At 56.2% G+C, this 24429-nt stretch carries 19 protein-coding genes and 4 pseudogenes; 15 read left to right on the top strand and 8 right to left on the bottom strand.

What is annotated here, in order from left to right:
- Positions 1-80: 80 nt before the first annotated feature.
- From AC0L7U_RS06330 to AC0L7U_RS06310, 5 genes are all read left to right on the top strand, one after another.
- A complete protein-coding gene (locus AC0L7U_RS06330; RefSeq protein WP_473694666.1) occupies positions 81-680 on the top strand; it encodes a DUF1285 domain-containing protein in 600 nt (199 codons plus the stop codon).
- Positions 673-1323 (top strand): CoA pyrophosphatase, encoded by a 651-nt coding sequence (locus AC0L7U_RS06325; RefSeq protein WP_473694664.1) that lies wholly within the window; start codon positions 673-675, stop codon positions 1321-1323. The genes AC0L7U_RS06330 and AC0L7U_RS06325 overlap by 8 nt, the downstream gene beginning before the upstream one ends.
- Positions 1323-1583, top strand: a complete 261-nt coding sequence (locus AC0L7U_RS06320; protein WP_473695689.1) for a DUF6111 family protein — start codon at positions 1323-1325, stop codon at positions 1581-1583. The genes AC0L7U_RS06325 and AC0L7U_RS06320 overlap by 1 nt, the downstream gene beginning before the upstream one ends.
- A 40-nt stretch (positions 1584-1623) precedes the next feature.
- Positions 1624-2841 carry a CCA tRNA nucleotidyltransferase gene (locus AC0L7U_RS06315; RefSeq protein ID WP_473694662.1) on the top strand — a complete coding sequence of 406 codons (1218 nt, stop codon included), beginning with the start codon at positions 1624-1626 and terminating at the stop codon, positions 2839-2841.
- Positions 2842-2977: 136 nt separating this feature from the next.
- Positions 2978-4102, top strand: a complete 1125-nt coding sequence (locus AC0L7U_RS06310; RefSeq protein ID WP_473694660.1) for an HD-GYP domain-containing protein — start codon at positions 2978-2980, stop codon at positions 4100-4102.
- 21 nt (positions 4103-4123) lie between these two features.
- Here AC0L7U_RS06310 and hemF read toward each other — a convergent pair whose 3' ends face one another.
- Entirely contained in the window at positions 4124-5062 is a 939-nt protein-coding gene (hemF, locus tag AC0L7U_RS06305) for an oxygen-dependent coproporphyrinogen oxidase (protein WP_473694658.1), read from the bottom strand.
- A 110-nt stretch (positions 5063-5172) separates the two neighbouring features.
- Complete coding sequence (locus AC0L7U_RS06300) at positions 5173-5652, bottom strand: tRNA (cytidine(34)-2'-O)-methyltransferase (protein ID WP_473694657.1); 480 nt, start codon at positions 5650-5652, stop codon at positions 5173-5175.
- Between the two features lie 552 nt (positions 5653-6204).
- Here AC0L7U_RS06300 and AC0L7U_RS06295 point away from each other — a divergent pair.
- From AC0L7U_RS06295 to AC0L7U_RS06250, 10 genes and pseudogenes are all read left to right on the top strand, one after another.
- Positions 6205-7941, top strand: coding sequence for an ABC transporter ATP-binding protein (locus AC0L7U_RS06295; protein ID WP_473694655.1), 1737 nt, complete (start codon positions 6205-6207; stop codon positions 7939-7941).
- Between the two features lie 68 nt (positions 7942-8009).
- Complete coding sequence (locus AC0L7U_RS06290) at positions 8010-8414, top strand: DUF2177 family protein (protein ID WP_473694653.1); 405 nt, start codon at positions 8010-8012, stop codon at positions 8412-8414.
- Positions 8415-8568: 154 nt separating this feature from the next.
- Positions 8569-9888 (top strand): methyl-accepting chemotaxis protein, encoded by a 1320-nt coding sequence (locus tag AC0L7U_RS06285; protein WP_473694651.1) that lies wholly within the window; start codon positions 8569-8571, stop codon positions 9886-9888.
- A gap of 687 nt (positions 9889-10575) precedes the next feature.
- A pseudogene (locus AC0L7U_RS06280) lies at positions 10576-12435 on the top strand (ABC transporter ATP-binding protein).
- A 527-nt stretch (positions 12436-12962) separates the two neighbouring features.
- Positions 12963-13523, top strand: coding sequence for a ubiquinol-cytochrome c reductase iron-sulfur subunit (petA, locus tag AC0L7U_RS06275; protein WP_473694649.1), 561 nt, complete (start codon positions 12963-12965; stop codon positions 13521-13523).
- A 14-nt stretch (positions 13524-13537) separates the two neighbouring features.
- On the top strand, positions 13538-14809 hold the full coding sequence (locus tag AC0L7U_RS06270; RefSeq protein WP_473694648.1) for a cytochrome b: 1272 nt from the start codon (positions 13538-13540) through the stop codon (positions 14807-14809).
- Between the two features lie 22 nt (positions 14810-14831).
- Positions 14832-15689 carry a cytochrome c1 gene (locus tag AC0L7U_RS06265; protein ID WP_473694646.1) on the top strand — a complete coding sequence of 286 codons (858 nt, stop codon included), beginning with the start codon at positions 14832-14834 and terminating at the stop codon, positions 15687-15689.
- A gap of 395 nt (positions 15690-16084) precedes the next feature.
- Positions 16085-16903 carry a phosphorylase family protein gene (locus AC0L7U_RS06260; RefSeq protein ID WP_473694644.1) on the top strand — a complete coding sequence of 273 codons (819 nt, stop codon included), beginning with the start codon at positions 16085-16087 and terminating at the stop codon, positions 16901-16903.
- Positions 16904-17000: 97 nt separating this feature from the next.
- Positions 17001-17549, top strand: a complete 549-nt coding sequence (locus AC0L7U_RS06255; protein ID WP_473694643.1) for an adenine phosphoribosyltransferase — start codon at positions 17001-17003, stop codon at positions 17547-17549.
- Between the two features lie 234 nt (positions 17550-17783).
- Positions 17784-18269: a GNAT family N-acetyltransferase gene (locus AC0L7U_RS06250; RefSeq protein WP_473694641.1), complete on the top strand. Its 486-nt coding sequence runs from the start codon at positions 17784-17786 to the stop codon at positions 18267-18269.
- 92 nt (positions 18270-18361) lie between these two features.
- Here AC0L7U_RS06250 and AC0L7U_RS06245 read toward each other — a convergent pair.
- From AC0L7U_RS06245 to pth, 6 genes and pseudogenes are all read right to left on the bottom strand, one after another.
- Positions 18362-19265: pseudogene (locus AC0L7U_RS06245) on the bottom strand (NAD-dependent epimerase/dehydratase family protein).
- Positions 19266-19417: 152 nt separating this feature from the next.
- Positions 19418-20105 (bottom strand): annotated as a pseudogene (locus AC0L7U_RS06240) (fumarylacetoacetate hydrolase family protein).
- A 43-nt stretch (positions 20106-20148) separates the two neighbouring features.
- The gene (gene ychF, locus AC0L7U_RS06235; protein ID WP_473694638.1) at positions 20149-21249 is read right to left on the bottom strand and encodes a redox-regulated ATPase YchF; all 1101 of its coding nucleotides are present in this window, start codon (positions 21247-21249) and stop codon (positions 20149-20151) included.
- A 151-nt stretch (positions 21250-21400) separates the two neighbouring features.
- Complete coding sequence (locus tag AC0L7U_RS06230) at positions 21401-22267, bottom strand: mechanosensitive ion channel family protein (protein ID WP_473694636.1); 867 nt, start codon at positions 22265-22267, stop codon at positions 21401-21403.
- A 210-nt stretch (positions 22268-22477) separates the two neighbouring features.
- Positions 22478-23509 carry a ribonuclease T2 family protein gene (locus AC0L7U_RS06225; protein WP_473694634.1) on the bottom strand — a complete coding sequence of 344 codons (1032 nt, stop codon included), beginning with the start codon at positions 23507-23509 and terminating at the stop codon, positions 22478-22480.
- Positions 23510-23632: 123 nt separating this feature from the next.
- A pseudogene (pth, locus tag AC0L7U_RS06220) lies at positions 23633-24392 on the bottom strand (aminoacyl-tRNA hydrolase).
- Between the last annotated feature and the right edge of the window lie 37 nt (positions 24393-24429).

Below are 24429 nucleotides of genomic sequence, written 5' to 3'. Positions count from 1 at the left end.
GCGCGGTTGCTATGCATTTGCATGTTCGCAAGGCACAGTCATGGCAGACGAGCGCGGCAAAAAATGGCAGGGGCCAGCGTATGACAGAGGCTTTGGACATGGCATTGTCGGACGGGTTGAAGGCGCTGATCGCACGCGCCGATGGCAACGGACGTGGCAAGCCCCCGGTGGAAAAATGGAATCCGGCCCATTGCGGTGAACTGGACATGCGTATCACCCGTGATGGACGCTGGTTTTATCAAGGCTCGGAAATTCAGCGTGAAGCGCTGGTGCGGTTGTTTGCCTCCGTCTTGCGACACGACGCTGATGGGTGTCACTATCTTGTGACGCCTGTGGAAAAAATCCGCATTACAGTCGAAGACGCAGCGTTTCTGGGTGTTGAATTGCATTTTGACGGGCAAGGCGCGGAGCGTCAGATCACGCTGCGCACTGGCGTGGGGGACGTCGTGACAATTGATGCAGAGCATCCCTTGCGCTTTAAAATAAGTCCGCTGGATCGCGGTTTGAAGCCTTATGTGCGGGTACGCGGGCGGCTTGACGCGCTGCTGGCACGGCCCTTGGTATTTGAGCTGGCGGAGTGTCTGGAAGAGCAAGACAGCGCGTCCGGCCCTGTGCTTGGCCTATGGAGCGGCGGCACATTCTTTGAGGTGCCAGCCGAGGCGTTGGTAGATCGTGAGTAAAAACAAGATTTTGCAAGAAACAGAATACTTTGATCTTGATGATTTTCGGGTCAGACTCTTGAACGCTCTGGCCGCAGCAGATCCCACAGTGGAGCGCGGTGATCACATGATGAACCCGGGGTGGGGACCGCACGCATTGACACGCCGTGCGCCACGCGACGCTGCGGTGTTGATCCCGATCGTTGAGCGACCTGATGGACCGGCAGTCATTTTGACCTTGCGCGCAACGTCCTTGCGCTCGCACGCCGGACAGATCGCGCTTCCCGGTGGCCAGATCGATCCGGAGGATGAGGGGCCGGTCGCGGCTGCGCTGCGTGAAGCTCATGAGGAAATCGGCTTGCGACCAGATGAGGTTGACCTTCTGAGCGAGATGCCGGTCTATCTCAGTGGGTCAGGGTTTCGAATCGTTCCTGTTGTCGGTTTGGTCAATCCTGCCGCGGAACTGGTGCGCAACCCTGATGAGGTCGATGAGATTTTCGAAGTTCCCTTGTCGTTTCTGATGAGTGCAGGAAATCATCAGCGTCAAAGCCGTATTCATGAGGGTCAGCGTCGCTATTTTTATGCTATGCCCTTTGAAGATCGATACATTTGGGGCGTGACAGCGGGTATTCTGCGGTCCCTTTATGAGATGGTTTATAGTTGATGGCTCGCGTTTTCTTCTCGCAGTTGATCCTGTTCCTCCTGCCGTTTCTTGGCTTTGCCGTCTGGCTTTGGCTGAACCGCAAGATGCAGACCTATGAAAACTGGCGACAAGGCCCATTAATCTGGTTGTCTTTGGGCGGGATCGTGCTGGTGCTGATCAGCTTTGTCATCTTCGCGCATTTCCACAAGGCTCCTCAGAACGAGGAATATCATCCGGCTCATATGGAGAACGGCAAGTTTGTGCCCGGAACCTACAAGTAGGCCGTCGCTTGTTAAAGAGGCGGGAGACGCAGGGCAGGTCTTGTCTTTTGCGGCGCTTGACTGGTTTGCCGATCCGACGTTGAGGGCTGTTTTTGCAGCTGTTCAACAAGACGGAGATGAGGCGCGGATCGTTGGCGGCGCTGTGCGCAATGCTCTGCTGGGCGAAGCGGTGCATGACATCGACATGGCGACAACGGCCTTGCCTGCGACCGTGATGGAGCGGGCGCGGGCCGCCGGTCTCAGGGCCCTGCCGACCGGCATTGATCATGGCACGGTCACGCTTGTCAGCGGCGGGCGTCATGTTGAAGTGACCACCTTGCGGGATGACGTTGAAACATTCGGGCGTCAGGCGCGGGTGCGCTTCGGCTCGGACTGGCTGGAGGATGCCAGACGGCGCGACTTCACCATGAATGCGCTTTATGTCGATGAGGCTGGGACCTTGCACGATCCGCTTGGCGGCCTGCCGGATTGTGTTGCCCGACGGATCCGGTTTATCGGTGATCCGGTTGCGCGTATTCGGGAAGATACTCTTCGTATTTTAAGGTACTTCCGTTTTTGGGCGCAGTATGGGGTGCGTGAGCAGGATGCGGCCGCGCTGGCAGCCTGTGCAAGCGAGGGTGATGGGCTGGAGGGCTTGTCAGTTGAACGGGTCTGGTCTGAGTTGAAGCGTTTGCTCGTTGCACCCAGCGCCTTGCCCGCCTTGCAGGCCATGGATACCACGGGTGTCTTGCCGATTGCTCTGCGTGCAACGGTTGCTGTGGATCAGGTCGCTCGCCTTGAGGTCCTGCGCGACACGGTTGGTGTGGCTCGGTTTGACGGGCTGGAGTTGTCCCCGAGCGTTGCGTTGGCCTGCGTGTTGACGTCAGCCAGTGATAGTTTGCAAGTCAGTCAACATCTACGCTTGTCCGGGCAGGAAACCAAACGTGTGATGAAAGCGGAGACTGTTGTGCGTGCTTTGCCCGAGAACCGGGATTTGCGGCTCCTCGGCTATTGGTTCGGACGTGAAGCCGTCCGCGATGGCCTGCTGCTGCAAGCGGCCCGAAATACATTCGACCTCCCTGCTGAGGCGATGAGAAAATTGCGCACGGCTGCGGTTGCCGGTGTTGACGTGCCACAGTTTCCAGTGTCTGGCGCGGACCTGATTGTGCGAGGGGAAAAGCCGGGGCCGGGGCTGGGCAAACGTCTGTCTCAGCTCGAGCAGCGCTGGATTGACAGCGGGTTTAAACTGGACCGTGCACAACTGCTTGCATTGTTGTGAGGCCCAATTGCAACTGTCGGTTAAATCCGGTTGTGACGATTGCCATTTACGATTCTGATCAATTGTTTGTTTACGTCTCCTTCTCAAGATGACAGGGATAAAAATACGAGGGACGACGGGCGCTGTGGCAATATTAGTGGCGACTTCCGGCGGGCATGGCTGCGGCGCGGGGGTGAGTGAAATTGGGGCGTTTCATCCCACCAGATTTTTAAATTTAAGCGAGTTGAGTGCTCAGGCTGGAGCCGATCTGCGGCTGGTTCTTGTTGATTTCAAGGGTGCCAGCAGCGACGATTTTAAGGTGCTCAAGCAGTTTGTCTCTGAGCGCAACTGCACCAAACTGCCATCTATCGCATTGATTGACATGAACTCTCGCCGCGACAAAGTTCAAGCGACGTCGCTTGGGTTCGCCATTTTCTGGGATCGGGAGATGGAACTGAGCGAGCTTTTAGCTCAGGTCGGAGGGTATATTGGGGACTATGGCGCGCCGGAACTGGCTGACGACGTACCGCAAGCCACTTGCGAAGCCGTGAAATCGTCCTGCGCACTCCTGTCGCAATTGTCGATTGATACCGTGCTGAAGCGGCCCTTTTCGACAAAGCAGCTCGAAACTGCTGCAAAAGATTTGCTGAAAGCAATTGATGTCGATGGCATGGAAGAGTGGCTCAAAGCGGTCTATAGCCATCACAGTGCCACTTATACGCATTCCCTGACTGTCGCTGGTCTCGTCGCTGCCTTTGCGCTTGAACTGAGGTTGCCTGTCAAAACCTGCGAAATGATGTGCGAAGGGGCGATGCTGCATGACATTGGCAAGATCGGCATTCCAATTGCCGTGCTGGATAAGCCGGGTCCGCTGACCGACGAAGAACGCACTCTGGTTAACGAACATCCCTTGATTTCCTTGCGGATTTTGAAGGAGCGACCGGAAGTCTGCGAGCAAATCCGTGACATGGCGGTTTCTCACCATGAATATCTGGATGGCAGTGGTTATCCCTTCGGGATCTCCGGGGAGAAGATCATGCCTTTTGTGCGCGCTCTGACGATTTGCGATATTTTTGCCGCTCTGACGGAACGCCGCGCTTACAAAGAGCCTTTCAGCCCGCGTCAGGCCTACTCCATTTTGCTGGAAATGGGCTCGAAGCTTGATCAGCAACTCGTGCGCCGGTTTCGCAAAGTGGCTTACAAGAGTGCGCCTGGTGCGCCTGCTCTCAAGGAAAAGGTCGAAGATCCAGAGCCGCAATTACGAAAGCGTGTTGTGTCTTGATCGGGACGCAGTGAAGCGACCTTATGGCCATTTCACCACGGGGGGCATGGACGACAGGATCGAGGCGACATTGCCGCCCGTTTTCAGGCCGAAGATCGTGCCGCGATCATACAGCAGATTATATTCGACATAGCGTCCGCGGCGCACGAGTTGTTCTTCTCGTTCCGCCTCACTCCACGGCTTGGCAAAGTTGTTCCGCACGAGCGTGGGGTAAATCTCCGCGAACGTCTTCCCGACATCCTGAGTGAAAGCGAAGTCAGCATCCCAGTCCCGGCTGTTGTGGTAATCGTAAAAGATGCCACCGACGCCGCGCGCCTCATTGCGGTGCTTCAGGAAGAAATAGTCATCACACCATTGTTTGTAATGGGCATAGTCTGCGCCTTCATGCCGGTCACAGGCTTGTTGGAGCGCTGAGTGGAAGGCCTGTGTGTCAGCATCTTCCTGTGTGCGGCGATCTGGCAGCATAGGGGTCAGGTCTGCGCCGCCGCCAAACCACTGGCGGGTGGTCACGACCATGCGCGTGTTCATATGGACACTCGGTACGTGCGGATTGCGCGTATGCGCAATCAGGCTGATGCCTGCGGCCCAAAACCGGGGGTCTTCATTTGCGCCGGGAATCTGACTGCGAAATTCGGGCGAAAATTCACCATGCACTGTGGAGGTATGAACGCCGGCTTTTTCAAAGACGCGTCCATGCAACAAGGACATGATACCGCCACCGCCTTTTGTGCCATTCGCATCGGTCCGCTCCCAGGGGGTGCGTTCAAAGCGTCCGGCGGGCAGATCACTGGCGGGGCCGTTGATAGCGGCGAGTTCATCTTCCAGGGTTTCCAGCGAGGCGCAAATCCGGTCGCGCAGCTCGGCGAACCAAGTTGCGGTCAGGGCCTGTTTGTCTTCCAGGTTTTCTGGAATGGGACCACCGCGATCCTGTTTGGCAGCCGTCGTGGAGGATGCAGTCATGGTCTGGTCTCTTGAACGTTCGTCTTGAAAACGGAATGCAACTTCGAATGTTTCTCAAGGAGGAGAAAGCCCGAGCGCGTCTTTCCCTGTACATCCCGGCGGCCAGATTGTCACCCGTTCGCCGGAGACGGAGCGGGAAAGCCTGTTGTCTGGCGCAGCGCCTCACCCAGTGTCATGCCGACAGAAACCGCCAGATTGAGAGAGCGCATGCCGTTGGCCATAGGGATAGTCAGGCCAGCATCGGCCTGCTGATGGACGTCTTCTGGGGCACCGGAACTCTCCCGTCCGAAGAGCAGCAGATCATTGGGGCGAAACGCAAACTCGGTATAGGGGGAGCGGGATTTGGTCGTCATCAGCAACAGACGCCGATTTTCCGCTTTGCGCCACTCGTTGAAGGCTGCAAAGTTCAGGTGCCGCGTCAGGGCCGCACGGTCCAGATAATCCATGCCCGCTCGTTTCATCGCCTTGTCAGACAGGGGGAAACCAGCCGGTTCGATCAGATGGACTGTCACATTCATGCAAGCCGCCAAGCGCAGGATTGTTCCTGTGTTTTGCGGAATATCGGGCTGATAAAGGGCGATGTCTGGCATGAGGATATGAGCCTGAGCGGAACCAATTGTGCGCTGCAAGTGCCATGTGTTCAGACTGAATGCAAGACGTGCTAGAATATGGACCCATAAATGCGTTTCAAATGATCGGCCCGATCTTTCTGGAACGTCAAAACCGCTGCGATCCGTCTGCGCCATGCGGCTCAACCGGGCGAAAGCCGGCTCTTCGCCGCCTTCTTTGCTGCTCTTTGCGCTTTATGACATCATTTAAAGCGTATTTACGGGTCCACACCCTCGCGTGCGGGCCCGTCGAAAAGCCGTATTGGCTCGCGACAATTGTCTGACACAAAAGCGGACACTGACATAGACAGGCAAGCGGTTCTGCTTGTCCGATTTGATTGAAAAGGCTCATCCCCTGAGCCTGCGGTATCCGTGCCGCCCTCCTGAGGAAAACTTCCGTTGCTTGGCATCTTTCGTTTTTTCGAATCGCTCATTGATCCATTTCGCCCGCATGAGGGCGTTCCACCGAAAGACAGCCCGTTTGCAGGACTGCGTTATTTTGCGGCGCAAAATCCCTAGCCGTTTATTGGCCTTTTGACCTGCGGCCTGCTGTTCTCGCTGATTGAGGCTGGTTATTTCTCCTTTATCGGGGGGCTGGTGGATCTGGTGGGGAATGGTCCACGCGAGACCTTCTTTCAACGCAACGGGTTGGAGCTTGCAGGGATGGCCTGTGTCATCCTGTTTGCTCGCACGTTTGTCGGCGGCGCGCAGGCGATCCTCGAAGAACAATGCGTTGTGCCGCAGTTCAGCATCATGGTGCGGTGGCAGATGCACCAGCAGATGATGCGCCAGAGCCTGTCGTTTTTTCAGGAGGATTTTTCAGGTCGTCTTGCGCAAAAGGTCATGCAGTCCGGCATGGCGGCCAATGAATTCATGGTCGGTCTGTTGCAGACAGCCTGGTCGATCATCGTCTTCGCCGTCACCACGGCAACGGTTTTGTTTCATCTTGATCTCCGTTTGGGACTGATGGCGGTGGTCTGGTTGGCTGTTTATGCGGTGGTCGCGCGATATTTCGTGCCGCGTATCCGTGTGGCATCGCGGCAGGTGGCCAACAGCAGTTCCGGAGCAACAGGGCATATTGTTGACACCTATACCAATATTCAGACAGTGAAACTTTTCGGCTCAAGCGAGTTGGAAAATTCCAGCGTGCGGCGCAGTTTTCAGACTTTTCGGGAACGCCTGATGGTCTTTACGCGTCTGCTGAGTTCGGTGCGCATCACCATGCTGTGTCTCAGCAGTCTGGCAATCGTCGCAATTACGGGCATGTCGTTGGTTTTGTGGCAGTCTGGCGTGCTGTCGGCCGGGAGCATTGCAATCGCTGTGACGCTGGTCTTGCGTCTTTCCATGATGCTGAACCGGCTTTTGAACCAGTTGAATGGCCTGTTCCGTCAACTTGGCGTGTTTCAGGACAGCATGGAGACACTGATCAAACCGGTTACGGTGGTTGATCGCGCATCCGCCAAACCTCTGCATGTCAGTCAGGGACGGTTGGTCTTCGACAACGTTACGTTTACTTATGGTCGCACGGTTCGAACTGTCGGGCCAGATGAGGATGACGGCAGCGGTGGTATTCACGATCTTAACCTCGTGATTGAGCCGGGGCAGCGCGTGGGGCTGGTCGGGCCATCTGGTGCCGGAAAGACGACCCTGACCAAGCTGCTTTTGCGCTTTCACGACGTCGAAAAGGGTCAGGTCCTGATCGATGGTGTCGATTTGCGTGATGTGACACAGGAAAGCCTGAGACAGGCCATTGGCATGGTTTCGCAAGAGCCTGCCTTGATGCACCGCCCGATCCGCGAGAACATCGGGTATGGTCAGACTGATGCAAGTGATGATCAGATCCGCCGTGTGGCGCGTCAGGCACATGCGCTCGACTTCATCGAAATGCTGGAAGACAAGCAGAAGCGGCGCGGGCTGGATGCCTATGTCGGGGAGCGCGGTGTGAAACTGTCGGGCGGCCAGCGTCAACGGATTGCCATTGCCCGTGTGCTTCTCAAGAATGCGCCAATCCTGTTGTTGGATGAGGCCACATCTGCGCTCGATTCCGAAGTGGAAGCAGCTATTCAGGAAAACCTGTTGCAATTGATGGAAGGCAAGACCGTTGTCGCCATTGCGCACCGCCTGTCCACTATCGCCCATATGGACCGGCTTTTGGTTATGGACGGCGGTCAGATCGTGCAGGATGGCACACACGATCAATTGTTGACCGATGAAGGCGGTCTGTATGCGCAACTCTGGGCCCGGCAATCGGGCGGATTTCTCGAGAGCTAGTGTTGGGGCGGTGATCCAGCGGACAGGTATGCCCGTATTCACTCAAATGCCTGAACGCTGGAGCCATCATGAAATTTTACCTGACGTCCTATCTTGCAACGGTGGTTGTGTTTCTTGGTATTGACTCGATTTGGCTGTCAAAGATTGCAACACGCTTCTACTTTGATCGGCTCGACCATCTGATGATGGACAAACCCAATCTGGGTGCGGCGGCGATGTTCTATCTGGTCTATGTGGTTGGCATTGTGATTTTCGCTATTGCACCGGCAGAGCGTAGCGGCGGCATGTGGACGGCTCTGCTTTATGGGGCATTGTTCGGTTTCTTCTGTTACGCGACCTACGACATGACCAATTTTGCTACCCTGCGCGACTGGCCGGTGGCCATTGTTGTTGTTGATGTGATTTGGGGCACGGTGCTCACCGGATTTGCAGCAGGTGTCGGCTACAAGATTGCGCAGATTGCTGCCAACTGATTTCAGACTTGAAGGGACGGACAGGCGCATTTCTTTCTGCGGAAAAGCTCGGAAATTCATGTTAAAAGTTACAATGTTTTTACGTGCTTAGATCTAACTATAGGGCAATCGCCAAATGAGGCGAAGATATTGCAACTTTGGTTGGTTGATTGAGATGATTCTTTCCATTCGCGCTCGTTTTGTCACAATGGTCGTGACAGCCGTCTCGATCATGTTGGCGGGCACCGGCTATGCCTTTTACAGCTTTCGATCGGATCTGATTGCCCGTTTGGGTGACCCTGTTGCGGCGCAGACCTTCGTTGATCAAGGCGTTTCCAACAGCATCGATCACCTGATCATGGGCCAGATGGCGCAGATCAGCATGGTCTGTCTGCCTTTCGGTCTGGCCTTTCTGGCGATGGCTTACCTCCTCGCCATGGGCCTGATCCGCCCGCTGCGGCGTTTGCAGGATGGACTCGAACATTTGTCGCAAGGGGATCTGGACATTGAGATCGCTGGCGGCAACCGCAAGGATGAGATTGGCAAGATCGCCCGCTCAGTCGTTGAATTCCGCGAGAAACTGGCGGAGCGTGCGCAACAGGAGGCGGCTAACATTTCCGCCAATCAGGCAAAATCCGATGCCGACCGCAAAGACCTGATGAATGATGTCGCCAGCGATTTTGAGCGCACTGTCATTGGTGTTGTCGAGCGGCTTTTGACAGCATCACGGTCAGTCGGAAGCAATTCCGTGACGTTGAGCGATGCAGTCAGCAGTTCGTTGACGGCTCTGTCTGAAGTGGATGAAGCCAGCCGCGTTGCCAACAGCTCGGTTGAGTTTGTGGCATCATCTGCCACAGCCCTGGCCGGTTCGATTGCAGAGATCATGGAGAGTGTTGCACAGTCTGAGAAAATCGCTCAGGACGCCGTGACAGAAGCTCGCAAGACAGACGAAATTGTCAGCCGCCTGTCTGATACAGGGCGTGCTATTGGCGAAATCGTCGATCTGATCTCGCAAATTGCCAGCCAGACCAACCTTCTGGCATTGAATGCCACCATCGAAGCCGCCCGTGCAGGCGAAGCCGGACGCGGCTTTGCTGTCGTGGCATCGGAAGTGAAGGCGCTTGCCGAACAGACGACCAAGGCGACAGACGAGATTTCCACGCAGGTACGCTCGGTGCAGGATGTTGCCGCACAGGCTGAAGGCGCGATTGGTCAGATCGCCTCGACCATCAATCGGGTCAGCGAGTTGTCTGGCTCGGTGCGCCATGCCATTGATGGTCAGGTGTCCGCAACTCATCAGATTAGCGACAGTGCTGCGACTGCCAACAGCAGTTCGGATCAAGTGGCCGGCAACATCAGCCACCTGCATGAAGTCATGGTCACCAGCCGCAGTGCGACCGGTGAAATGGTGCAAGCCTCTGATGACCTGACGAGTCTGTCCAGTAGCTTGCAGGCACAGGTGCATCAGTTTCTGCAAAGCATTCGTGCAGCCTGACGAGCCGCCTTGGCCGTGGCTCAAGTCCCGGTTTGAGAGACATTTCAAATATCGCGCCTTCCCGGACTGTTCGTCGGGGGAGGCGTTTTTTTATGGCAGTCTGCCTTGTTAAACGAACAGTTCTGGCGATCTCGGGTGTGGCGATAAAGCAACGTTCAAGCAATCTTTGCGTCATTTTGGAAAAGACGTCTTGCCCGGTCTGTCAATTCGAGTAGTCTTCGTTATATCAAATTTGTGATCAATTTTCAGCAGAGGAAGGAGTGCATTATATGAATTCTCATCGTGCTTACGAACTTCTTCTGTTTGGTGTTCCACCCTTGGGGCATCAGCTCGCCATCCCACGGATGTCCAGCCAGAATTGACACGCCCGTTTTCGAACGGGGCTTTCTTCTCTTTTCCAAATCATCAAATCGACGCTACTGGTCTCCCGGCGAAGCTTCGTGCTGCGCTTGTCGCTGGCCCGGCCTCCTTTCGGGCTTTGCACAAGCGTCTTCAAAACGAGGCATAGATCCATGAGATCAGCATATGGCCGCAGGTCTGCTTTGCGTCTTGCCAGAAGATCTATTTGCCCTTTGTTGCAGGCGTGGCTTGATCTGCGTGCAAGGGGAGACTATCGCAGGTGGCAACGGGACAAGTGTGCCGCCCTCATTAAAGGACAACGCCCAAGTGGGTACAGGGGACTGACCGATGTTTGACCGGTTCGAAAAGCTTGTAGATCCGTTTGCAGATGATGGGCTGGACCGGCCGCCACGCAGCTTTCTGGCGTTTTGCTGGCATTACACCAAGCCTGTCTGGCCGGTGCTTCTGGGCGTTGCAATTCTGGGAGCCTGCATCGCCTTGATGGAGGTCTACGTCTTCACCTTCCTCGGCGCGCTGGTTGATTGGCTGGGGTCGGAACAGCGGGCAGGCTTCTTTGAGCGCAACTGGCGCGAATTGCTCGGCATGGCGGCATTTTTGCTCCTGGTTTATCCGGTGGTGTCGCTGGCGTGGGAGTTCCTGTTTCATCAGGGGCTTCTTGGCGCGTTCCCGATGTCGGTTCGCTGGCGAGTGCACCGTTATCTGCTGCGCCAAAGCATGTCGTTCTATCAGGATGAGTTTGCGGGCCGTATTGCCAACAAGATGATGCAGACGGCGCTGGCCATCCGCGAAGTGGTGACCAAAGTTGCTGATATTCTGGTCTATGTGCTGGTGTATTTTACCTCGGCAGTGGTGGTTGTGGCCTCGGCGGATTGGGTGTTTGCAGTGCCGTTTATCGTGTGGGCGGCTGCTTATGTCTGCGTGCTGCGCATTTTTGTGCCACGGCTGCGCGATGCATCAAAGGCACAGGCCGATGCGCGCTCGTTGATGACGGGGCATGTTGTTGATGCCTACACCAACATCGCGACGGTGAAGCTGTTTTCTCATGCGGACCGCGAGGAAGATTACGCCAGATCGTCGATGACCGGATTTTTGCACACGGTCTTTCGTCAGATGCGCTTCGTGACGGTGATGAACTTCTGCCTGACGATGATCAATCTCTTCCTTTTGACAGGGGTGGGGCTCCTGTCCATCATCCTGTGGCAGCAGCAAGTGGTCACGACCGGTTCGATTGCGATTGCCGTGGCGCTTGTGTTGCGTCTGCAAGGCATGTCGCAGTGGATTCTTTGGGAGGTGGCGGGGCTGTTTGAAAACGTTGGCACCGTGCAGGATGGCATTACCACGATCTCGCGGGATCGGGCGATCAAGGACGTGCCGAACGCAGCGCGACTTGCCATCGACAAGGGTGGGATTCACTTTGATCACATTCGCTTTCACTACGGCAAAAAGGGTGGGGTGATCGAAGATATGGATCTGGTCATCAAACCGGGCGAAAAGATCGGGCTCATTGGCCGGTCTGGCGCGGGCAAGTCGACGCTGATCAATCTGTTGCTGCGCTTTCATGATCTGGAAGGCGGTGAAATCCGCATTGACGGTCAGAATATCGCCAGCGTGCCGCAGAATGATCTGCGTGCCAATATCGGCGTCGTCAGTCAGGACACTTCTCTCCTGCATCGGTCGATCTATGAAAACGTCTCGTATGGGCGGCCCGAGGCGACGCGTGAAGAAGTGCGCGACGCGTTGCGGAAGGCCCACGCCTAGGATTTCGTCGAAACACTGAGTGATCAGAAGGGGCGTATGGGGCTGGATGCTCATGTTGGTGAGCGGGGCGTGAAGCTGTCCGGTGGCCAGCGTCAGCGTGTGGCTATTGCTCGTGTGTTGTTGAAGAACGCCCCGATTCTGGTGCTCGACGAGGCGACCTCGGCGCTGGATTCCGAGGTCGAAAAGGCCATTCAGGACAGTCTCATGTCGTTGATGCAGGGCAAAACGGTGATTGCCATTGCCCATCGGCTGTCGACGATCTCGGAGATGGATCGCCTCGTGGTCATGGATCACGGTCGTATCATGGAGCAAGGCACTCATGCCGAGCTGTTGTCCGAAGACGGTCTTTATGCCTGGCTGTGGTCTCATCAGTCTGGCGGGTTTCTGGAGAGTGCCGCCAAAGCGCCTGAGCGGGCTGCGGCCAAGTAATCGTGCAGTGCTTATCGTGGGGCGTATGCTGATCTGCGCTCCACTACAAGCAAATGTGTCTTGAGAAGCATAGGGAACGGCGGCAGCCTGTTTCAACGCGTGGTCGGGGGTGTTTGTCAAACGGACCGGGCTTGCGCTAACGCTTTGATATGACGAGGATCAAGGGACTTTGGACTGCAACGTTAAGCGGTGTCATTTTTAACGAGGGCACTTTATGTTGTGCCGGTTTATTTCTTGGTAATTCTCGCTGTTTTGAGGCGGTTCTGTGAAAGCATGTTGCATGTTTGATTAAAAACAGGTCAAAAATGAATCCTGAAAACTATCGCTACGTCAATTTTGGTTTGTTTGGTTGATATGAATTTCCAATCCGTCCAAAGTGCGGTCTTCATGCCTTGTTGGGCAGGTTGAACGTGGACGCGGGGCGCGATTGAGGCCCGTCCTGACTTGACGATCGGGGAACCGATCCGGGAGGAAGAGGCAGGACGGTCGCTGGCTGGGCTTTAGCAGGTTTCGAGAGGGACGCGACCTTGGCAGATTCTGATATGGCGGATCCCACCCGCCGTGATTTTCTTTATATTGCAACCGGCGCCATGGGGGCAGTGGGCGTTGGTGCAGTTGTCTGGCCATTGATTGATCAGATGAATCCGGATGCGTCGACGCTGGCGCTGGCCTCGATCGAGGTCAATCTGGCGCCGATCGAGGAAGGTCAGTCGATTACCGTCAAATGGCGCGGCAAGCCTGTTTTCGTTCGCAATCGCACGCAGAAGGAAGTCGATGAGGCCAAGGCAGTGCCGCTGACGGCGCTTGTCGATCCGATCGCGCGCAACACCAATCTGGCAGCAGATGCCCCGGCGACGGATGAAAACCGGGCGGCCAAGGGCAAGGAACAGTGGCTCATTCAGGTGGGTGTGTGTACGCATCTGGGGTGTATTCCCATAGGTCAGTCCGGCGATTTTGATGGCTGGTTCTGTCCGTGTCATGGCTCGCATTACGACACGGCTGGCCGCATTCGCAAGGGCCCTGCGCCGGAGAACCTGCTCATACCGCCGTATGAGTTCGTGTCGGACGCAAAGGTCAAGATTGGGTAGGGCTGGGGGGAATCATGGCAGGACACAATAATTATGTGCCACAGAGCGCAGCGGCCCGATGGCTTGAAAGCCGTTTGCCGGTTATCTCGCTTGTGCGCGGGTCATTCGTTGATTTTCCAACTCCGAAGAACCTGAATTACTGGTGGACCTTCGGCGGTATTCTGTTCTTCGTTCTGATCGTGCAGATCATCACCGGCGTCGTTCTGGTGATGCACTACACGCCAAGCACAGCGGGAGCGTTCAACTCGGTCGAAAAGATCATGCGGGACGTGAACTATGGTTGGCTGTTGCGCTATATCCACGCCAACGGCGCCTCGATGTTCTTCGTCGCCGTCTACATTCATATGTTCCGTGGCATGTACTATGGCTCCTACAAGGCGCCGCGTGAGATTTCGTGGATCCTGGGCGTGATCATCTTTTTGCTGATGATGGCCGCGGCTTTCATGGGCTACGTGTTGCCGTGGGGGCAGATGTCTTTCTGGGGTGCCACGGTCATCACCAATCTGTTTTCGGCGATCCCGGTGGTGGGCGAAGGCATTCGCACCTGGCTGTGGGGCGGGTTCTCGGTCGACAATCCGACTCTCAACCGTTTCTTTGCCCTGCATTATCTGTTGCCGTTCATGATCCTGGGCGTCGCTATCCTGCACGTCTGGGCCTTTCACACGACGGGCAACAACAATCCGACCGGGGTGCAGGTGAAATCCAGGCAGGACACGGTTCCCTTCCATCCGTATTACACGGTCAAGGATCTGTTCGCACTGGTGGTCTTCCTGCTGGTATTCTCGTGGTTCGTCTTTTATGTGCCCAATTACATGGGGCACCCGGACAATTACATAGAAGCCAATCCTATGGTGACGCCGGCGCATATTGTGCCTGAATGGTATTTCTTGCCATTCTACGCGATCCTGCGCGCTATTCCCGACAAGTTGGGCGGTGTCACAGCCATGTTCGGCGCTATTGCGGTGCTCTTCGTGTTGCCATGGCTGGATACGTCCAAGGTGCGGTCGGGCAGTTATCGGCCCTTGTTCCGGGTTTTTTTCTGGCTCTTCGTCATTGATGCAATTGCGCTGGGTTACCTCGGATCGCAGCCGGCCTCTGGCGGCTACGTGCTGATGGCTCGGTTCTGTACGGCCTATTACTTCGGCCATTTCCTCATCATCCTGCCGTTCCTCGGGTTTTTCGAGGAGCCGTTGCCGCTTCCCACGTCGATCTCGGAAGCTGTGCTGCAAAGCAATGGAGGCGCGGCGGTTGCCACATCCTCCGCTGCGCCGTCGGACAATGCGTGAGCGGATCGGGAAAGGGGGAACCATGATGATGATCATAGCAAAAAGACTTCTGGTCTTGACCGCGACCGTAAGCCTCGTGTCCTGTCTGGGCGGGGTGGCCTTCGCTGCGGGTGAATCGGGCGAAAAAGCCCATGTGGAGCGTCAGAGCTGGAGCTTTGGCGGGCCTTTTGGTATTTACGATACAGCTCAGTTGCAACGCGGCTTCAAGATTTATCGGGAAGTTTGCTCGTCCTGTCACAGTATGCGCCAGCTCTCGTTCCGCAATCTGGAGCAAGAGGGCGGTCCGGATTTCACGGAAGCACAGGCCAAGGCCATTGCGTCGGAATATCAGGTGCAGGATGGCCCGGATGACAGTGGCGACATGTTTGAGCGACCAGCGCGGCTGTCGGATCACTTTCCGTCGCCCTTTGCCAATGATGAAGCCGCCAAGGCCTCAAACGGGGGCGCGTTGCCACCAGATTTTTCGACACTTGCCAAGGCCCGGGCCGCTCATCGTGGCTTCCCCTGGTTCGTCATCGACATGTTCAGCCAGTATCAGGAAAATGGCCCTGATTATATCTACGGCCTTCTGACCGGCTATACCAAGGCGCCCGAAGGCGTCACCGTGCCAGCCGGAAAATATTACAATCCGCATTATATCAATGGCAATGTGATCTCGATGGCACCACCCTTGTCGGATGGCGTGGTGGAATACACCGACGGTACGCCGCAAACCCTCGATCAATACGCACGTGATGTGAGTGCGTTTATGATGTGGGCGGCTGAGCCTCATCTGGATGAGCGCAAGAAGCTCGGGTTTCGGGTGTTTGTCTTCCTGCTGGTGTTTGCCGGATTGCTTTTGGCGGTCAAGCGCAAGATCTGGAAGAACGTCGAGCACTGAAAGGCGCGCTGGTTGACTGTCGCTGCCCCTGGCTGATGCGACTCCGAGTCGCAGCATAAGGAGTGCCGCGTGACACTTTGGCCAAGTCTGTTTGAGGACCAGGATCGCGCTTGGTCATGATCGTGGGGCCATGCTTCGGCCTCAGGGTTTAACCTTGGGCGGTTTTCGGGGGGCAAAAGCATGTGGCTTTGCTCGGCCGCAGCGTTTTTGTCGGGTTTTTGTTGCAGCGTTCTGCGTTCCCTTGTCGTCTTGAATTCAATGTGTCGGAATGCAGGGGGCGCGCGATGATCAACACTGTGCTTGGGGTTGTTGGTGGAACAGGCCTTTATGATTTGTCCTGTCTTGAAAACGGCAATTGGGTAAGTGTTTCCAGTCCCTAGGGCGAGCCGTCCGACGTGCTGCATATTGGGCTTATAAAAGGTCTCAAGGTGGTGTTCCTGCCGCGTCACGGGCGTCACCACACGCTTTCTCCCATCGATATCAATGACCGCGCCAATATAGATGCGCTGAAGCGTTGCGGTGTGTCCGACCTTGTGTCGGTCTCTGCGTGCGCATCGCTCGCCGACGATCCGTGTCCGGGTCAGCTTGTTCTGGCCGATCAGTTTATTGATCAGACGCATGGCCGCGCAGCGTCCTTTTTCGGACGTGGCTGTGTGGCGCATGTCTCGATGGCGCAACCCGTCAGTCCGCATCTGGTCGATCTATTGGACACATGTGCGCGAGACCTCGCGATAGACTGTCGCCGTGGCGGCACCTGTCTGGTGACGAACGGGCCACAGAGGGCATCGCATGCCGAGGGCGTGCTTTACCGCAGTTGGGGTGCGGATTTGGTTGGCATGACCAACATGCCTGAAGCGAAGCTCGCACGGGAGGCCGAGATTGCTTACGCCAGTTTGATTATGATCGGCGAGGATGCGCGCTGGCGAGAAGGGCAGGAAACTGTGTCAGTCGTCGATGCGCATGCCATGCTTCGGCAGACGACAAACCAGGTGCAAGTACTGCTGGAGCGTTTGATCGATATGATGCCGCACGAGCGGCGGCCGTGCCGTGCTGGTACGGACACTGCATTGGACCACGCCATTCTCACAGCGGCAGATGACCGCGATGCCGCGATGTTGCAAAAGCTGGACGCGGTGGCCGGACGCCATTTGTGGGCGGAACGCTTGCGTCGATCAACAAAGCCAAGGACATTGGTAAAAGAGCCAAGGGAATAGCCACAGAGCCATTCCCGCAAGCCGCCCTGCTTGTTATAAAGATCTGAAAAGACAGGCGTCGTTGCGCGGCGCATTTTGACACGAAAAGAGAGACGTCATGGATTCGCCGAGCCTGCAAGACACGCTGATCGCATCTATTCGCACTATCCCGGACTATCCCAAGGAAGGCATCACCTTCCGGGATATCACCACGCTTCTGGGGGATGCCAAGGCGTTCCGCGCTGCCATTGATGCACTGGTGCAGCCGTGGTCAGGGTCCAAGGTTGATCAAATTGCGGGTGTCGAAGCGCGTGGGTTTATTCTCGGGGGCGCCATTGCACACCAGTTGTCTGCGGGTTTTGTGCCGATCCGCAAGAAAGGCAAGCTGCCTTATGAAACTGTGCGCATTGCCTATTCGCTGGAATATGGCATCGACGAAATGGAAATGCACAAGGATGCCATCAAGCCGGGTGAATCCGTCATTTTGGTGGATGATCTGATTGCGACCGGTGGTACGGCTGAGGCCGCCTGCAAGTTGTTGCAGGGCATTGGAGCCAATATTCTGGCGGCCTGTTTCATCATTGATCTGCCAGATCTTGGGGGGCGTGCCAAGCTCGAAGCGCTCGATATTCCAGTGCGCACTCTGATTTCTTTTCCTGGCGACTAGTGTCGCAGCCTGCGATTTCTACCCTGTCCAGCTTGCCATTGGAGGAGAGCCATCGCACATCTGCCAAGGTAGGTCAGCTCGGTTATGGTCGCACGAGACGTTTCAAGCGTCTTGTTGATTTGCCCTCAAGCCAGCCTGCTTCAAATTTGCAATATTGCAACCTGTTATCGGCTTGCTTAGCCTGACACTCAAGCGAAGAGGTCGCCTCTGTCGCGCCAAGGGAGGAGTATGCCAATGGGCATTCGGATCAAGCCAGTGGAATCGGATGATCGGGACAAGGTCTATGAGGTGCTGGCCGAACGCTGGAATGGACCGCACATGCAGCTCGATGGCGAAACCATCGATGCGTCTGCGCTGCCGGGCTTTGTCGCTTTGCAGGACGAAGACAATACGCTGGTCGGTCTGGTGACCTTGATTCAGCGAGATCACGACTGGGAAATTCTGACGTTGGATGCCTTGTCGCGCTGGGGTGGGATCGGCACGGACCTTCTGAAGATTGTTGTTGCAGAGGCGCGCAATGCGGGCATCAAGCGTTTGCTGGTGCGCACTTCAAATGACAATCTGGATGCTTTCCGCTTCTATCAGCGGCGTGGTTTTCGTTTTGACAGCATCTCGCAAGGCGTGATCGACAAGGAACGCGAAGTTAATCCGAGCTTGCCGCTCAAAGGGGACTACGGCATTCCGATCCGCGACGAAGTGACATTCTCGTTTGACCTTTAAGGCAATGGTTTCATGCTCTGAATAAACAAAAGGCGCCCGGTGAGGCGCCTTTTGTCATGGTGTCACGGTGACGACTTAGCGGGCCACTGTGATCAGCCTTTCACGTATTTGCGCCAGTCGTGCTGTTCCTTGAAGCCCAGCATATCGCGGATCTTCTTGTTGGAATAAAGTGCTTCATGCTCGCCCAGCTCGCGCGTCACGGGCACACCTTGGGAAAAACCGCTCCAGCAATTCCGTGTTTGGAATGTTCATGCCATTGGTGTCATTGCCCGCATTGAAGATCTGGAAGCCAAGGCCATCCGTGCCGACACAAAGGTCGACGATCTGACCCAGATCACGCGCATCAATATAGCAAAAGATATTGCGACGGCGTTGCTCGGGGTTTTTAAAATATCCCGGAAACAGCTCTTCATATTCATGCGGCTCAACAACGTTGCCAATGCGCAGCGCATAAATATCGGCGCCGGTGCGGCGTTGAAAGCTGCGGGCGGTCACTTCGTTGACCACCTTGGACATGGCATAGCTGTCCATCGGATTGACGTCGATCTCTTCATCTGCAGGCAGGCTGGCAGGGTCTGCGGTGCCATCTGCAAAGCAGACGCCATAGGTCGTCTCTGACGAGGCAATGATCACCTTGCGCACGCCAAGCTTGGTGGCGGCTTCCAGCACATTGTAGGTGCCGATGGTGTTGATCTGGTAGGTGGTGTTGTCAGGACGTAGCAAAATGCGCGGAATGGCGGCAAAGTGAACGACCGCATCAAAGGGCTTGGGGCCCCCACCCGGTCGCAATTCATCCATGTTGGCATAGCCGCTCAGGGCATTGAACATTTCGCCGGAATTGGTCACATCCGCCACGAGGTTGTCGACACCTGGATAGTCCAGTGGTTTCAGGTCGATGTTGAGCACCTGATGACCCTGATCAATCAGATAGGGGATGACATGGCGCCCGGCCTTGCCGGTTCCGCCTGTAAACAGGATGCGTTTTGCTTTTGCCATTGTCTGCTCTTCCTCCATTGCATTCAATCAGGCGTGGCCCGTCACCGACCTCACGTTCTCCCAACATGGGGCCTGGCGAAAGGGCTCACAAGGCCGCAAGCGCCAACGGGAAATTTGACCTCCAGATGAAAATTGTTAATCCGCCTGGACGATCAGACGACAGAGACTTCAAGTGGGTCGAAGCCTTCGATCCGTACTTCGAGCCGATCTCCCTTGTGAACCGGGCCCACGCCGGATGGCGTTCCGGTCAGGATAATGTCGCCGGCCTGCAGTTCGAAGAACCCTGGACAGATAGGAGATCATTTCCGGCACTTTCCAGATCATCTGGTTGAGGTCACCGGTCTGGCGCTCTTCTCCGTTGATGAGAAGGCGGATTGAGCCGTTGACCGGGTGGCCGGTTTCCTTGCAATGGACGATCGGGCCGATTGGGGCAGAATGCTCAAAGGCCTTGCCGATTTCCCATGGGCGCCCGGCTTTCTTTGCTTCTCCCTGCAGATCACGGCGTGTCATGTCCAACGCAACGGCATAACCATAGACATGCTGAAGGGCGTCGGCTTCGGCAATATCGCTGCCACCGGTTTGTAGTGCCACGGCCAACTCGGCCTCATGATGGACGTCTTGCGATTGCGGCGGGTAGGGAAAGGTGCCGCTGGCATCCAGATTGCCGGGGTTCTTTTGAAAGAAGAAAGGCGGTTCGCGGTCGGGGTCATGTCCCATTTCCACGGCGTGGGCCGCATAGTTGCGACCGATGCAGTAGACCCGGTTGACCGGGAACTGCTTGTCAGTGTCCTTGACGGGCAGAGACACCTGCACGGGAGCAGGGATGACAAAAGAAGACATGACCGAACCGCCTTTCCTGGGCAGGGGCTGTGTGTCGCAGCCTTTACGTGTTGAACCTGAAGAGCAGAATATCACCGTCCTTGACGATGTATTCCTTGCCTTCATCGCGTGCCTTGCCTGCTTCCTTGGCCGCGCTTTCGCCGCCAAGCGTTACATAGTCGTCGTAGGCAATGGTTTGAGCGCGAATGAAGCCGCGTTCGAAATCGGTGTGAATGACACCGGCTGCGCCAAGTGCCTTTGTGCCTTCGGTGATCGTCCAGGCGCGGGTTTCTTTTGGGCCCGCAGTGAAATAGGTGATCAGACCAAGCAAGTCGTAGCCCGTGCGGATCAGGCGATCCAGACCGGGTTCTTCCAAACCGAGTGTTTCCAGAAATTCTTCCTGCTCATCAGCGGCCAGTTGCGAGATTTCAGCTTCGATAGCTGCGGAGATCACGACAGAAGCCGCCCCCTCAGCCTTGGCCATTTCCTCGATCTTTGCCGACAGACTGTTCCCAGTCCCCGCAGATGATTCCTCGACGTTGCACACATAGAGCACCGGCTTGGACGTCAGCAGGTTGAGGCCTTCGAGAATGCGACGCTCGTCTGCATCACTAAGGTCCAGCCGGCGAACCGGTTTGCCGTCTTGCAGCAACGCCAAAGCGGCTTCCATGATCGGCACAACGGCCTTGGCATCCTTGTCGCCACTGTTGGCCTTTTTCTTCAAGGGAGCCAGACGGCGCTCAAGGCTTTCCATGTCGGCAACCATTAGCTCAGTTTCGACCGTCTCGGCATCTGCCAGCGGATCGATCTTGCCATCGACATGGGTGATGTCGTCATCTTCAAAGCAGCGCAGCACGTGGGCGATGGCGTCAACTTCACGAATGTTGGCAAGGAACTGGTTGCCGAGCCCTTCACCTTTGGATGCGCCGCGTACAAGACCCGCGATATCGACGAAGGTGATACGTGTCGGGATGATCTCCTTGGAACCCGCGACATCACGGATCGCGTTGAGGCGCGGATCAGGCACAGCCACTTCGCCGGTATTCGGCTCAATGGTGCAGAACGGATAGTTCGCGGCCTGTGCGGCTGCGGTCTTGGTAAGTGCATTGAAAAGCGTGGACTTGCCGACGTTGGGCAGTCCGACGATGCCGCACTGGAAACCCATGTGAGATCGCTTTCGTTTATTCGGTTCGAGACGTTGGCTGCTATGTGCAGGAAGCGGGGGGCAACGTCAAGGGATCCGTGTGCTGGATCGACCGATGGTGCGGATACAGGCCGGTTCGCTTTGACACTCACCAGCCTGCATCCCGTGATTACTACGCCTGCGGATCCCCGGAGATTGGCGACAAATCACCTTCTGTTGCGGCGGCATCTGCAGATTCTGGCGGGCGGATGGACACCATATGCGGATACGGGATGGTAATCCCGTTGGCATCGAAGGCTTCCTTGACCTTTTTCATCAACCCCAGCTTCAATTCGAACGCATCAGAGGAGGCACTCCAGACGCGCAGGGTAATATCGACAGAGGAGTCGCCGAGATTGGTCAGACGGACCCAAGGTGCAGGCTCTTCATGAACCCGTTCATCGGCGGTGGCAATCGCGGTAATCAGCTCGATGGCTTTGTTCGCGTCATCATCATAGTCGATGCCGAAAACCAGTTCCGTGCGACGCAGGGGCAGGGCAGAGTAGTTGGTGATGATTGAACCCCACGCTTTGCCGTTTGGCATCAGAATCTGAATGCTGTCGGGCGTCGACAACTCGGTCATGAACAGGTTCACGTCCTTGATGGTGCCCGATGTGCCGCCAATGCTGACATATTGACCGACCTTGTAGGGCCGGAAAATCACCAGCATCACACCGGCCGCGAGATCACTCAAGGTTCCCTGTAACGCAAGGCCAATGGCCAGAGACGCGGCACCGAGCACGGCGACAAGGCTGGTCGCCTGAATGCCGAAAAGTTGCAGAACAGCGATCGCAGTGACCAACAGGATCGCCCAACGAGCCACAGAGGAGAAGAATGCGCCGAGCGTCTTGTCCAGTCTTGGCGATGCGTCGATACGTCGTTTGATCAGTGTTGCAATAAAGCCGGAGAGAAACCATCCGATGATAAGAACAACGATGGCCTTAACGGCATTTATCAGCAGGGGCAGATAGAGATGAACTTGATCGATGCTGCCTTGCATGTGGGAGCCTTTTTGCTTGGAAGAACGTTCGACGAGTTAACGGTGGTGATGTCGGTAAGTTCATTTAGGGTATGGACCCTAATCTTTCGCAGGCGCCCCTTCATGACAAGGCCTTCGTCGCCAATCTGACGCAAAACTTGCGGTTTTCCGCGTGGTTTCTGCGCGCTCCAGCGCTTGGTCTGCATCGTCTGTCGTCAAAACGGTTCGCTGTTACCGCCCTGGCGCATCAATGACACCCCTCGTGCAGCCGCCATACGACAGAAGATCGGCTCCAGTGATGGGGGCTGCTGATCGGATGAGATCGGCGATCTTGCTGTCCGACTTGATTTCGCCTTTCAGTGCAATCTGGATTTCCTGCAAGGTCGCGGGTTTGAGGCCGCTGGTGCAAACCATTTTCACCCGGTTGCCGGTCCCCGCCCCATAGGTCGCGTTGAAAACCTTGCGCAGGTCGGCAAGCTTGAGCGTTTCACCGAGGTGGGCATTCAGGAATTTCACGATTGGTGAGACGTTGATCTGGTGGAGGAGGGATAAAGCGTCGTTGAAATATTCTGTTGCGCCGCCCTTGGCATAATAGCAGGTTCCATGCTTGGTCCATTCGTGATGGTTCAGGAAACTGCGAGTGCCGGGCATTGCCGCCTTCAAAGCAGATAACGTAGCGGCATCAAGCTTCGGAAATGTCAGCTTGTGCCATGTGTTTGCATGATCCATCGATTTTTCGCGCTGAGCCAAAGGCGTGCAATAGAAGTTGGTGTCCGGTTGTGGCCAGAGGCCATGCAGTGTCAGACGTGTCGCGGCGCTGGGCAGCTCGCCGCGATTGAGCAACTTGCATTCGGCGGCGTTTGCATGTGAGGCAGCCTGACAAAAACCAGACTCCCAACTCAGAGCCAGTCTGTTGTCCGTCGACGGCTGCCCGGTTTGTGCCGCTGCCGTGTCCTGTGCCGCAGACCGCAGCACCGTGCCGCACTCACGGTTCACCCAACGCTGCGTTTCTGAGGGGGCCCCCTTGATGACAATGCGTAGATAAGGGCCATTCGGCTTATTTGTAGCCAACAGGCGATAGCTCATGCCCTTGCGGGTGGTCATGTTGCCGGGATTGCTTTGCTTGCGGATCGACTGCAAGGCCGGGCACGCCTTATTGGCTACGAACGAGCCAGAAAGGGGCACTTCCGCGTGTGCTGTCAGAGGCATTGCCAGAATAGCCAGTGGAATAGCCAGCGTCAGTTTGCCGAGAAAATTGCACATGTGCCTGTCTTCCAGTTGGAAAAGTCGATCATCCTGCTTCGGAAGTCTACGACATTTCCACTTGGAAAACATGACAAGTCAGAGGCCAACCGATAGGAGGCGGGGTGCGCAGGAGTTGGCGTTTCAGTCTTTGTCGCCGAGCAGCTTCTTGAGCATGTCGGCCATGGGGCCCTTGGTCGGCACGGCTGCCTGTCGACCCTGTCGCGCCTGCCGTATATGGCTTTGACCTTTGGCAGGCGCCTTGCTGGGCGCTTTGGCTGTGCCTGAGCGTGCTGCCGCGTCTTCTGCGGATGAGGCGCGGCGCGCCTTCTCTGGCTGCAAGGCAAGGGTCAACTTGTTGGAGAACTGGCTGTCCTGAGCTTCGGCGAGAAGATCGGCGTTGCGCGCGACTTCGTCCAGCAAGGGATCAAGCCACTCCGCATCCACCTTGGGAAAGTCGCCCAGCACGTAATTGGAGACAAGCTTCTTATCACCGGGATGACCAATGCCAAGGCGTAGGCGCCGGTAGTCCGTTCCGATGTGAGCCGAGATTGATCGCAAGCCATTGTGGCCGCCGTGGCCGCCACCTGATTTCATACGGAATTTTGCGGCAGGCAGATCCAGCTCATCGTAAATCACCAGAACATCTGATGGGTCAAGCTTGAAGAAGCGCATCGCATCTCCAACGGCACGACCAGAATCGTTCATGAACGTGGATGGTTTGAGCAAGAGAACTTTTTCGCGTCCAAGGCGGCCTTCGCTGACCTGACCGTGAAACCGGCTACGCCAGGGCGTGAAGCCCGCGTTTTGCCGATAGATCGCATCAATGGCTATGGAAGCCGATGTTGTGACGGTTGCGCTCGTACTTTGCGCCGGGATTACCGAGGCCGACAATCAGGTGCATGGAGGCGCCCCGTTCTGGCTTCTGATTGGAAAGTGCG

The sequence above is a fragment of the Roseibium sp. 10G30-5 genome, assembly GCF_055809635.1.
This window is presented reverse-complemented; position numbering and strand designations above follow the sequence as displayed.